The following is a 12,347-nucleotide window of genomic DNA, read 5'->3' as shown; positions in this document are numbered from 1 at the left end:
TTGAGATTTAAACAAGCTGATATTCCGGCATACTGGTAATTTCAACTGCAGTGCTTCGAAGGCCCTTATTGTTGCTCACCATTTTTATGATTTTATCATTCAGTTTTGGCTGTAAGAGAAACGAAGTAAGTTCAGTGGGCGATATCCCTTTAGGGAAGGTGCTTAAAAATTTTGACCAATCTGCATTGGCATTTACATAAGATTTTGGCTTCGAATTTTTATTTGCCGCAGTATTTTTGTTCAGGGCGATTACAGCCTCATCTTCCGGATCTGCTTTGCCACTAAAATCAATCTCACCATCATTCAAAACTAAAGAAGGAATCCGCATCCTCAACATGAGAGACGAACTATCTATCCAGTTTTGCCCTCCAGGCCAACCCGCTACATTGGGTGGGTTAAACAGGTACTGGCCCAGGCTGCTCTGTAGCTGAATCAGTATTTGTGGTTTATTATAAGTGACATAAAATTCCCGGCTTAAACCTACCAGAAACTCTATCGGCGATTTGATTTTAGTCCCTACATTTTCCGGAGCATAAAACCATTCAGAAGTAAACATCTTCTGCATCAATGCTGAAATATCGTAGTTAGATGCATAAAAATGATCACCCAATTCTTTTACATGTACTTCATTGGGTTGATCATTAACAAAAAATTTATAAACTTTTCTGGAAATGAATTCAGCAGTATCCGGTTTTGCTAAAATGAGGTCAATGATATTCTCTCCATCAAAATTACCTGTTTTTCCAAAAAATGTTTTGGTACCCTCATCATGCAGGTTTTGACGGAAAATAAATGCTCCGTCTTTGTCATACATCCATCCGGTAAAAGATCTTGCCGATTCCTTAATGTCATTTTCGGTGTATTTTCCTCTGCCCAGCGTAAAAAGTTCCATCAATTCACGGGCAAAGTTTTCGTTGGGTTTGCCCTTTCTGTTTTGCTGATTGTTCAGGTATTGTAACATCGCCGGTGATTTAGACACTTCAACCAATAGTGTTTTGAAACTGCCTAATCCGTGTGTTCTCTGGATGTTATTGAGCTGTTGTGCGTGTAGAGGTTCATTGCTGCGGCAAGCAAAATGGCCATGCCAAAAAAGCGTCATCTTTTCTCGCAAAGGGGAGGTGGTATTAATCAATTTATCAATCCAGGCAATATTCAGGTCCTTACTCACTTCATTCTGCATGCGGGTAATTTCCTGACGAATTTTCTTTTCTTCATCGGTGAGGTCTTTTTTAGCATATAAGCCAGCCTGAACAAGCATCTGGCGTCTGGATTCGGTATCACTCACCAGGCTGATCGAATCATCTTTAGCTTCTTTTAATAATCCGGCAACATTTTTTTCGATGCTTTTTTTGCTTAGTTTATGTAAATCAGCATATGAAATTCCGAATCCGGCCCTATTGTAAAGATGCTTTACTTTGATGAAATTGTCTTTTGCACTCATAATAAACAGTTTAGTTGTAGGACATGATTTAAACGCCCGGGTTTAATCGTTATTTTTCTTTCTTATTTTTGAGGATGTTTTTTCAATTACCAGATCATGAAATGATCTTTCCTGATCCAGCCCTTGCTGAAGATGATGGTTTACTTGCGATTGGTGGCGATTTGAGTCTGGAAAGATTGTTACTGGCCTACTCTAGCGGAATTTTTCCATGGTTTAGTGAGGGAGAACCCATTTTATGGTATGCGCCTCATGAACGTTGTGTGATCTATCCTGAACGCCTGTTAGTGAGTAAGAGCATGCGCAAAATATTTCGGGATGACGTATTTAAAATTACATGCAATACCGCATTTGAAGAAGTGATTTCGAACTGTGCTAAAACACCGAGGAAAGGGCAGGATGGAACCTGGATCACCAACGAAATGCAGGCAGCCTACATTAACCTTCATCGGCATGGTTATGCACACAGTGTAGAAGTTTGGCATCATGATCAGCTGGCCGGTGGATTATACGGACTGAAAATAAACCGCGTTTTTTGCGGGGAAAGCATGTTTAGTACTGTCAGTAATGCATCAAAGGCGGCATTAATTTATTTAAGCCGACTGGATATTGATTTGATTGATTGTCAGTTACCTAATGATCATTTAATGAGTTTAGGTGCTGAAATGATCTCAAGAGAAGTGTATATGGAATTTCTTCAAGCCGGTCATGGCTTCAGATAGCAAAAAAAACCTGCAAAATAAATTGCAGGTCTTAAGTGTTAAAGTTCTCTAACCCAAATATTTCTAAAGCTAATAGCTGGGCTGGGGTCGCCGTGATCCTGAAGTTTAATTGATGCGGCGCCATGTTTTTTATATTCGGGTGCACCAATCCATCTGGTTTCGCCCTTTACCACGAAATTATTTTGTAATAAAACACCGTTAAGCATTACTGTAACTGTTGCAGGCTTTAGCACAGATCCGTCTTCCTTAAATCGTGGGGCATTCCATATGATATCATAATACTGCCATTCACCGGGTTTTTTATTGGCATTCGCCAGTGGAATCCCCTGTTTATACACACTTCCGGTTTGCCCGTTAACATATGTTTTATTCTGATAGGAATCCATAATCTGGATTTCATATCCGCTATCGCCTGGACCTGTAGATGCCAAAAATACACCACTATTTCCTCGGGCCTGGCTTGTTCCGGTAATGTTAGCCGGGATTCTCCACTCCATGTGAAGCTGATAGTCTGTAAACTTTTTATTGGTTTCAATATTACCGGTGCCTTTTTTTACCGTAAAGAAGCCATCATCTATCGTCCAGGCTGCAGGTTTTGACGGATCGTTAACAGAATGCCAGGCATCCAGATTTCTGCCGTTAAACAAAATAATAGCATCAGAAGGTGCATCCTGAGGCAGGTTACCTGGGGTTACCGTTTTTGGAACAGGTTCCCAGACTTCTGTTTTGGCCGCTTCTTTTGCCGGATCTGTTTTTTTATCCTGCGCTAATGCCGACATACCAAATAGTGTTGGAATGAAAAGTAATGCGTATTTGCTCATAATTATAGGTTATCTTTTTTAAAGTTAACCAGTTTATTAAGAAATAGAAATTTCGTATTCAATTTATTACGCCAGATCATCAGCTAAATACGTTTCTTTGATTACGATTTCATCAGGGATGAGTTCTTCACGTTGTTCCTGTAAATCTTTTAGCGGGCAATATCCGGTTAAACCCCTGTAAAGTAATCCTGCACCTACAGCAGCTCCCGTTAAAGCAATAACCGGGTGAGAAAACACATTGGTTAATCCTTTAAAAAGCAAATAAGTTCCGGCTGCACCAGATAGCCAACGTTCTGATCTGGAGATATTTTGAAACAATTCAGGATATTTCCAGGCCTCTTTTACATTGTCAATAGCTCTATTTAAATTTTCGTTTTCCATGATGGTAGATTTAATGTGATTTAATAACAACTGGAAAATGATACAGTTTTAAAATGATGTGGATAAAATCCGGATGCTAATTTAAAATATCCCTGATATCATCTTTACTTAGCGATTTAAAGAAGCTCTCCTCCGTAGTGATTAATGAATTGGCCAATGATTTTTTTCGGTTTTGCAGGGCCAGAATTTTCTCCTCCACGGTATCTTTAGCTATAAATTTATAGATAAAAACCTTTTTGTCCTGACCAATGCGGTGTGTTCTGTCGATAGCCTGTTGCTCTACTGCAGGATTCCACCAGGGGTCTAAAATAAAAACGTAATCTGCCTGCGTTAAGTTTAATCCTACGCCACCGGCCTTAATGGAGATCAGGAAAACCTTTAAATCGCTGTTTTGCTGAAATTCAGCTACAATTTCGCCACGATTACGGGTAGATCCATCCAGATAGGCAAATGGAATATTTTCGGCCTCAAAATGTTTTTTAAAGATATCAAGGTGTTTCACAAACTGAGAAAAAACCAATACTTTATGTCCACCTTTAAGCACATTATCAAGGGTATGGATTACATTTTCGAATTTACCTGAATCAGAAAGGTAGGTGCCATCTATCATCACCGGGTGGTTGGCCAATTGACGTAAAGCAGTTAATCCCTGCAGGAGCTGAACCTGTTTTTGCGCAAAAGTACCATCATCCATGCTCTGCAGCAGATCATTCCGGTAGGCTGATTTGGTTTTTTCATAGTAAGCTGCCTGATCTTCGCTCATGTCGCAATAAATTACCTGTTCCGTTTTGGGGGGTAATTCTGCTGCTACCTGTTCTTTCGTTCTGCGCAGTACAAAGGGTTTAATAATGGTTTGAAGCTTGCGTGCTTTTTCCTCATCTTTTTTCTTTTCAATCGCCTGCACATACTCCTCATAAAAGAAAGCCTGCGTACCCAACAAACCAGGATTCAGGAAGGTTAGCTGCGACCAGAGATCGCCCACTGAATTTTCTACCGGTGTACCACTCAGGATCAGCCGATGTCTCGACTTCAGGCTTCTGACCGATTTGAAAGATTTGGAAGCCGGATTTTTAATGTTCTGACTTTCATCCAGAATTACATAATTAAAGTAGAAACTTTTTAATTCTTCCACATCAACCCTTGTTACGCCATAGGTGGTAATAATAATATCATAGTTGGCAAAAACTGCCACATCTTTATTCCGGTTGCTACCGGTATGGGCGTAGATTTTAAGATTTGGTGTAAACTTTTTAGCCTCTGTTAACCAGTTATAAATTAAAGAGGTTGGCATAATAATTAAAGAAGTGGTTGGCGTGGCCAGCAATTGGTCATCCTCTTTCACCTTCTGCAACATGGCGAGTGTCTGGATCGTTTTTCCCAAACCCATGTCGTCTGCCAGGCAGCCACCAAAATTATATTCCCGTAAAAAACTGAACCAATTGTAACCCGCTTTCTGATAATCGCGGAGACTGCCCTTGAAATGTACAGGCATTTGTGTATCGGCAATATCTTCAAAATCCGACAGGCGTTGCAGCTTACGTTCTAAAGTTACATTTGCCAGACTATCTTCAGCTAAATCATTCAGCAAGCCGATATGATGTTTTTTAAGTTGCAGGGTTTTTCCTGTTTCGGCCAGGCTGAACAAACTGCCGTATTGAGTAAACCATTTTTCAGGAATAATGGCAACTTCACCATCCGGTAACATAAATTCTCTTCTTTTGTGAAGAATGTGCTGTTTAAGCGAAAGAAAGGGAATCTGGTATTTCCCAAACCATACGACGGCATTGATATCAAACCAGTCATTGCTTTCTTTAACTTCCAGATCGATTTTGCTGGTCCCAAATACAAAGCGTTTCTGGCCGGTAGCCTGTTCAATTTCAAAGCCCAGTGACTCTAGCAGTTCAATATGCTCATTCACCCAATTGATGGCCGCATAACTTGGGTTTTCTTCGCTACTGTCTACTTCCAGGTTACTAAAAAGTGCACTGGTCTTTTTCAAGCCAAGTGAGAGTAGTAAATTAAACTGCTTCTTTTCCCACTCCGCCGAACGTTTAATGCGGTGGAAAATGTAGTTATCCTCCGTTTTCTCCAAACGTACAGTCACCTTATGGGCATTTTCAAGAGGAAAATGATATTCGCCATATTTGAAATAAAGTTGAATCTGAGAGATTCCGCCGTCTACATACAAAACTTTAATAACCGGGATAGCTTCAAACTGCTCTGTTCTGATTTCGAAACCTTCTGCATAAACATGATGCTTTTCTATCAGCGGCGCTACGAATTTTTCAAAATATGTAGCCTCTGTTGATTTGGGAATGGCAATATAACGTTTAGCCAAAAATGGCTGAAGCTTTTTTCCTTCAATATCCTGATCAAAAAAGTACAAAACATCATTTAAAAGTAACCAGGCTGGCTTATTGCTGATAATTTGCGCTTCTTTGAACATGAATTCAATACGAAGATTCTGGTATTTTATGGTTGGGAAATAACGTGTTTCCGTTTCGTTTCTACGGAAGTGAAATAAAATTGAAGCGGGTTCTGCAGCAAGTTCTATTTTGCGTTCCACCGGCCATCCATCTTTATCCATGATGTAAAGTTCATCCTGAATCTTGAGCATCTCCAATGCCTCCGCTAATTTTTTTTCAATTTTAGGGCGAACACTTTCATAAAACTTCTCATCAAAAACTTTGGTGAAAAACTCAGTAGGTCTGATTACTTTTTTATAATGCTTTTTAATGATCGAATCCTGCTCAATATCGTCTAAAATTTTGATCAGTTTATAATCAATTTCAGTTAGGCAAGCCTGAAATTCTGCTGCAGTATGGGTGAAAATTCGTTGATATGTAAAAGAAAAATCTCCGTTCGGATTGAGCTGGACAATATGAGGTTCAATTAAATAGCCCAGAAACTCATGTTTACACAAAGAGTATACAATTTTACAAGGTTTTGAGCTATCTACGCGTAACATTGATTGGTTTAAAAAAAGAATTAAGAGTTAGCATCTTAAAAAATTTAAACTTACAATATTTTTGGTACTACATCAAAAGATTGTAACAATTTTAGTGAAAAATATATGAAGATGTCCTGTTCAGGAGTTGAACTGATTGCAATGTTTGGCTAATTGCTATTTTCTATTTTTTTATGCTGTCTTGCTCTACCCTAAACTTTGTTATTCTGGCAATTAAACCCAGTGGCATGGGTTGGCCAATTGGAAACTGAACAGCACCTTTGCTCCATTTAAAATTTTCAAATTCCTGTTTAAAAGCTTCAATTCCGGAACCCGTAGGATAAAAACCGATGTGCTTTGTATAAGCCGCGAAATGAACCAGAATGCTTTTTTGTTTAAAGGCAGGCATTTTATAGCTGATTACTTCTTTCGCCTGTGGCGCAGCCTGTTTAATGGTCTCTCTTACCTGTTGCAAAATTTTTTGTGTTTCTGGCGGAAACTGAACAATATAATCATCAATGCTTTGTGGCACACTTTCCATAACATAATTGATCTAATGGATTATGAAAATAAAAGAATTACTGGCTGATCAGGATATCGTATTTGGCTAATAAACCTGCTAAACCCGGCTGCGAAAACTTGGCTTTCCTGATGCTGTTTTTATCAGGATCGATTCTATAATGGGTTGCGGTCCTGAAATCTGCTTTTTCCAGATTTGTTCTGTCGAAGGTTGCATTTAGAAAATCACAATAATCAAAAGTCGAACTGCTTAAGTCGCATCCAGTAAAATCTACTTCATGAAGCTGATTATTTTTAAAAATGGTTTTCTTCAGTTTAAGTTTATAAAAAGAAGAATGGTCTAATTTGCAGCTGTCAAAGCTCAAGGTTAAACCAAATTCGTTACAATTTTCGAAACGTAAGCCCAGCATTTTACAATCTTTAAAATTTACATCATTGAATGATGTTTTTGTTAACGTAACCAGGCTTAGGTTGCAGGAAATAAATTCGCAATCTAAAAATCTGATACCACTTAAATCAGAATTGGAGAAATCGCAATAAATGAATTTGCAGTTTTCATATTCTCCTTTGTTCAATGTGTTTAAAGTAAAATCTGCCTTTTCAAAGGTTTGGTCGGCTAAATATTCAGACATGGCTTGTATAATTTGAACAAACGAAGATAAAAATAATTTTTCACTGCGTTGATAAAGATCATCTAAGCTTATCTGTTTTCCATCTGCCTTTAACTGGTAGAAATCACAGTAGCGCTTAGATGATTACCATATAAGAAGGATAAGGTTCATATCGGCTTAAATGTTATTTGAATGGCCTATGTGTTTAAGCGGTGTGTACTTACGTAAAGAAAATGAAGCAAAAAAAAATCCCCCGAATTGCTTTGGAGGATTTATATTTTGAACCAGACTAAACGTCGGGGTTTATTTTGTGGCGTACATGACTTCTTTAACCGCTTTAATTACTTTTTCAGCGTTAGGTAAGCTGGCTGCAATTAAAGTTGGAGAATATGGAAGTGGAACATCAGCACAAGTGATACGTAAAACCGGGGCATCTAAATAATCGAATGCTTTCTTTTGTACCATGAAAGCAATCTCACCAGAAAGTGATGCCAATGGCCATGCTTCTTCAACAACAACCAAACGGTTTGTTTTCTTCACAGATTCGATGATTGTATCATAATCAATCGGACGAACAGTACGCAAATCGATTACTTCAACATTAATTCCTTCTTTAGTCAACTCTTCAACAGCAGGATTAACCACACGGGTTAACATTTTACCGAAAGTTACGATGGTTACATCAGTACCTTCTTTGGTTATGTTGGCTTTACCAAATTCAATGTAATACTCTTCAGCCGGAACATCACCTTTATCGCCATACATCACCTCAGATTCCATGAAAATAACCGGATCCGGATCGATAATGGCTTGTTTTAATAAACCTTTGGCTTCATAAGGTGTAGAAGGAACAACAACTTTCAAACCTGGAGTATTGGCAAACCAGTTTTCGAAGTTTTGTGAGTGTTGTGCACCTAACTGACCTGCGTTACCGGTTGGTCCGCGGAAAACCATAGGACAAGAGAACTGACCACCGCTCATTGATAAAATTTTTGCTGCGCCATTGATAATCTGATCAATAGCAACCAATGAGAAGTTAAATGTCATAAACTCTACAATTGGAATAAGGCCAGCAGTTGCGGCACCAGTTGCAATTCCGGCGAAACCTAATTCTGCAATAGGGGTATCGATAATACGTTTTGCACCAAATTCATCAAGCATACCCTGACTTACTTTGTATGCACCGTTATATTCTGCTACTTCTTCACCTAATAAAAAAACGCGGTCATCTTTACGCATTTCTTCGCTCATGGCTTCGCGTAGTGCTTCTCTAAATTGGATTTCTCTCATTGTAAATTTTAATAACGGTGGCAAATATAATTATTAATCGCTACCAAACCAAAGGCAATTCAGCGTGTATTTTGTAATAATGCGAATGGGATGAAGCTGCAATTTTTTTAGGCAAAATTTATTTTTTAGATGATGATCAGAAAATTAAAATATAATTTCGAAATGGTATCTTTTCTGCTTTTATAGTATTTAAAATCAGGAGTATTCCGAAATAATCATATTACAGACCCGAATTGGTATCAGAATGCAGACGGATTCAAGATATTAGAATTTAATGATTTGGATTAATTAGTCCATAAATTTCGCTGTCTAAAAACTTTCCATTAAAGTAATAATCCTGTCTGAATAGTGCTTCTTTTGAAAAACCATGTTTAAGCAACATTTGCCGGGATGCATCATTACCCGTATTAATATTAGCCTTAATGGTGTGCAGGTTCATGTTTTCGAAACCAAAGCTGATGGTTTTTTTCAAGGCTTCAGAAATCATTCCCTTTCTCCAGAAATCAGGATGGAGCATATAGCCGATTTCAGCCCGATGATTGGCATAATCTGCTTGCCAGTAGCCAATCGTTCCAATCATTTGCGCCGGATTTTCTTTTAGTGCAATCACCCAGGCCAGGTTATAACCCTCTTCAAAGCCTTCGTTAAATCTGGTGATAACCGCTCTCACAGCTTCTACATTTTGAGGTCTTTCCCTGTCGATGTATTTCATGATCTTTTCATTGGTGCGCATGGCGAATAAGGCTTCTGCGTCAGAAAGGTGATGTTCTCTTAAAACCAACCTTTCAGTTTCGAGCGCGGGAAATGTGGTGAATTGGAGGGTGAGCATTTTTAAAATTAGGCATTAAGGTCTTAACCTCAAAGAAACACGAACATTTTATGATGCAGAAGTGCAGAGGGTAGTATTTTGGGTAAGATGTTTATGGTCGCTGGCCTTGGGGGCTGAAAGCCACTTTGCAGGATTTATTCAGCTGTCTTTAAACTTCATCTTTACCCTTCTTCACATAAAACTAAAACAATTTCTTCCTGAAAGTCATTATCTAAATATAAAACCTAAAATGATGATAGACCCAAAAGATAATTACTCAGAAGATCCGAACGATGCCTTACGCAGGGAAGATGATGTGGATCACATAAATGAAATGGGTGGTGATGATCCCAGTATTGAATATGATAAAGATAAACTGGAACAAGCCGACGAAGCATCCAGACCGTCATATGAATTAAATGTTGATGACCTGGAAGATGAAGGATCAAAAGATTAAAATCATGCCGCAGATTTGAATGTTAAGACACCCAAATCTGCGGCGCTATTGTATTTAATATTTAACCTTTTGCCTGATACGTATCCGGATCTACAGCGGCAACGGTCCAGCCCTTTAAAAATGAAGTGATTTTTTTTACGTCGTGTCCAACTTTCTTTTTGCCATCGGCACCGGTCTCATCTGTTTCCAGATAGGCAGAGTTTTCGATGTGAAGTACCTTTCCTTTTCCGTCCAGTACTACAAAAACCGGATAGCCAAAACGGTTGGGGAAACCTAAATACCGCATTGCTTCATCATTATGGTGTTCCTTATCCCAATTCACCAAAACGTATTCATAGTTATCATCTATAGTTTGTTTTAAAGCGGGCGTTTTTTCAACCAGCTGATGAAAAGCGATACACCATGAACACCAGTTTCCACCTACCTGCACCAATACATGCTTCTTCGCTTTTGCTGCTTTCACAGTTGCAGCCTTTAGATCGGCCATTGCATTTGCTTCAGGATTGTATATTTGAACAGCTTCGTTTTTCGTCTGGCTAAATACGGATGTAGAAATCAATATAGCCGTAATTAAAATGAGTAATCTTTTCATATCATAATAAATAATGATGCAAAGTACTAAAGCAAATCTTTTTAATCATGTAATTACAAATTCTTTACGGTATAAATACTATCTCCAAAGCCTATCTTTGAAAAACGAATGGATTTCTTAGACATACATACGCATCATGCGGCGCAAGAAAAGGGTGTGATCAGCATCCAGAGTTTGTCGTTAACGAGTGATATTTTTCTGGCAATGCCCAAAACCAAACCCATATCTGTGGGGCTTCATCCCTGGTATGCCACGCTTAATCAGCTGGAAGTACAGATGAAATATTTAAACGTCCTGGCGGGTCAACCGAATGTGAAGCTGATCGGAGAATGTGGCTTAGATCAACTTAAAGGAGAAAGTCTCTACAATCAAAACATTGTTTTACAAGCACAGATCAGCCTGGCAGAAAAGTTAAATAAACCATTGATTTTACATTGTGTCAAGGCTTTTTCAGAATTGATTAAAATGAAAGATCAGTTAAAAGTCTCAGTGCCCATGATTATTCATGGTTTTAATAAAAATGAGAAATTAGGTCAGCAATTACTGGATAAGGGTTTCTGGCTTTCATTTGGTGAGGCACTTTTGCGGGAAAATTCGGGTCCAGCAAAGCTGATTCAGCAAACAGATCGCTTCTTTCTGGAAACAGATGATTCAGATATCACCATCGCTAAAATTTATACTGCTGCCGCAAATTTGAAAAACCGTAAGGTTGATGACCTTAAAGCACGTATTTTTGCTGATTGGAAAAAATTAGATTTACTGTAAACTCATATACAATCATATGTCAGATGTTTCTTGGCTTTCACGTTCTGCCCTGCTGGTCGGTAATGATGGAATTGAAAAATTACAAAATAAACACGTCCTGGTAATCGGTCTGGGAGGTGTAGGCTCTTTTGCGGCAGAATTTATATGCCGCTCCGGCATTGGTGAAATGACCATTGTTGATGGGGATGTGGTAGATCCTACTAACCGGAACAGGCAATTGCCCGCCTTAGCAACGAATCATGGCGTAAGTAAAGCTAAAATAATGCAGGAACGATTGCTATCCATCAACCCCGAATTGAAGCTTCATGTGGTCAACACTTTCCTTACCCCGGAGAAGTGCAGGGAAATATTGGAGGCGAAATTCGATTACATTATGGATTGTATAGACAGTGTGATGCCAAAAATTACGTTGCTTTCAACAGCTTTGGAAAAGAATATCCCGATTGTCAGTTCGATGGGTGCAGGAGGTAAAATGGATCCTACGAGGTTAAGGATTGCGATGCTGCCGGATACTTATCAATGCGTTTTTGCGAGTTATGTGCGTAAAAGGCTAAATAAACTGGCAAACGCTGATAAAATCAAAGCTGTTTTTTCGACAGAGCAAATGGATAAAAATTCGATGATCATGACTGATGGCAGTAATTTTAAACGATCAGCCTATGGTACTATTTCTTATTTGCCGGCTGCCTTTGGCGGTGCCTGTGCATCCGTTGTCATTCGTGATTTGCTGGGGCTTAAAATAGAAATGACCGAAAGACCGGCCAGGATTAGCCATAAAACACTGGCAAAGAAGAAAAAGAAAGGTGCTTAGGTGTAATTATGATTTGCCAAGCCCTAAATGATCTTGCTGAATAAATGCCATGCCTTAACAGGCAATCAGCAAAAAGAGAAAGGTAAAATATACGGATGAAATGAGAAATAACCTCACTATATACCCATTAGCGATCAGGTTGTGCCCTGAGGACAAGAAATTAAAATAAGCAGAATTTAAAAGAA

The 12,347-nt window shown here is 38.7% G+C and carries 13 protein-coding genes; 4 read left to right on the top strand and 9 right to left on the bottom strand.

The genetic code is table 11. The features are described 5' to 3' along the window. Positions 1–7: 7 nt before the first annotated feature. Positions 8–1,441: a DUF1800 domain-containing protein gene (locus OQ267_RS00390; protein WP_265834491.1), complete on the bottom strand. Its 1,434-nt coding sequence runs from the start codon at positions 1,439–1,441 to the stop codon at positions 8–10. A 74-nt stretch (positions 1,442–1,515) separates the two neighbouring features. Here OQ267_RS00390 and aat point away from each other — a divergent pair, with 74 nt between their 5' ends. Then, complete coding sequence (aat, locus tag OQ267_RS00385; RefSeq protein ID WP_265834490.1) at positions 1,516–2,160, top strand: leucyl/phenylalanyl-tRNA--protein transferase; 645 nt, start codon at positions 1,516–1,518, stop codon at positions 2,158–2,160. 38 nt (positions 2,161–2,198) lie between these two features. Here aat and OQ267_RS00380 read toward each other — a convergent pair whose 3' ends face one another. The 7 genes from OQ267_RS00380 to OQ267_RS00350 form a co-directional block, all read right to left on the bottom strand. Then, positions 2,199–2,981, bottom strand: coding sequence for a 3-keto-disaccharide hydrolase (locus OQ267_RS00380; RefSeq protein ID WP_265819123.1), 783 nt, complete (start codon positions 2,979–2,981; stop codon positions 2,199–2,201). A gap of 66 nt (positions 2,982–3,047) precedes the next feature. Next, on the bottom strand, positions 3,048–3,362 hold the full coding sequence (locus tag OQ267_RS00375) for a DUF2892 domain-containing protein (RefSeq protein WP_265834489.1): 315 nt from the start codon (positions 3,360–3,362) through the stop codon (positions 3,048–3,050). A gap of 76 nt (positions 3,363–3,438) precedes the next feature. Beyond that, positions 3,439–6,330 (bottom strand): DEAD/DEAH box helicase, encoded by a 2,892-nt coding sequence (locus tag OQ267_RS00370; RefSeq protein ID WP_088299599.1) that lies wholly within the window; start codon positions 6,328–6,330, stop codon positions 3,439–3,441. A 163-nt stretch (positions 6,331–6,493) separates the two neighbouring features. Further along, on the bottom strand, positions 6,494–6,850 hold the full coding sequence (locus OQ267_RS00365; protein ID WP_265834488.1) for an iron chaperone: 357 nt from the start codon (positions 6,848–6,850) through the stop codon (positions 6,494–6,496). Positions 6,851–6,887: 37 nt separating this feature from the next. Then, positions 6,888–7,460, bottom strand: coding sequence for a pentapeptide repeat-containing protein (locus OQ267_RS00360; protein ID WP_265834487.1), 573 nt, complete (start codon positions 7,458–7,460; stop codon positions 6,888–6,890). A 282-nt stretch (positions 7,461–7,742) separates the two neighbouring features. Beyond that, on the bottom strand, positions 7,743–8,729 hold the full coding sequence (locus OQ267_RS00355) for a pyruvate dehydrogenase complex E1 component subunit beta (RefSeq protein WP_088299596.1): 987 nt from the start codon (positions 8,727–8,729) through the stop codon (positions 7,743–7,745). A 271-nt stretch (positions 8,730–9,000) separates the two neighbouring features. After that, positions 9,001–9,558, bottom strand: coding sequence for a GNAT family N-acetyltransferase (locus tag OQ267_RS00350; RefSeq protein ID WP_265834486.1), 558 nt, complete (start codon positions 9,556–9,558; stop codon positions 9,001–9,003). A 229-nt stretch (positions 9,559–9,787) separates the two neighbouring features. On the opposite strand from OQ267_RS00350, the gene OQ267_RS00345 reads away from it, so the two are divergent. Further along, on the top strand, positions 9,788–9,994 hold the full coding sequence (locus OQ267_RS00345) for a hypothetical protein (RefSeq protein WP_265834485.1): 207 nt from the start codon (positions 9,788–9,790) through the stop codon (positions 9,992–9,994). A gap of 61 nt (positions 9,995–10,055) precedes the next feature. On the opposite strand, the gene OQ267_RS00340 is transcribed toward OQ267_RS00345, so the two are convergent. Then, complete coding sequence (locus OQ267_RS00340) at positions 10,056–10,586, bottom strand: thioredoxin family protein (RefSeq protein ID WP_088299593.1); 531 nt, start codon at positions 10,584–10,586, stop codon at positions 10,056–10,058. Between the two features lie 108 nt (positions 10,587–10,694). Here OQ267_RS00340 and OQ267_RS00335 point away from each other — a divergent pair, with 108 nt between their 5' ends. Continuing rightward, positions 10,695–11,351: a TatD family hydrolase gene (locus OQ267_RS00335; protein ID WP_265834484.1), complete on the top strand. Its 657-nt coding sequence runs from the start codon at positions 10,695–10,697 to the stop codon at positions 11,349–11,351. A 16-nt stretch (positions 11,352–11,367) separates the two neighbouring features. Next, positions 11,368–12,162 carry a tRNA threonylcarbamoyladenosine dehydratase gene (locus tag OQ267_RS00330; RefSeq protein ID WP_265834483.1) on the top strand — a complete coding sequence of 265 codons (795 nt, stop codon included), beginning with the start codon at positions 11,368–11,370 and terminating at the stop codon, positions 12,160–12,162. Positions 12,163–12,347 lie beyond the last annotated feature (185 nt).

The sequence above is a fragment of the Pedobacter sp. MR22-3 genome, assembly GCF_026240075.1.
Lineage (GTDB): Bacteria > Bacteroidota > Bacteroidia > Sphingobacteriales > Sphingobacteriaceae > Pedobacter.
This window is presented reverse-complemented; position numbering and strand designations above follow the sequence as displayed.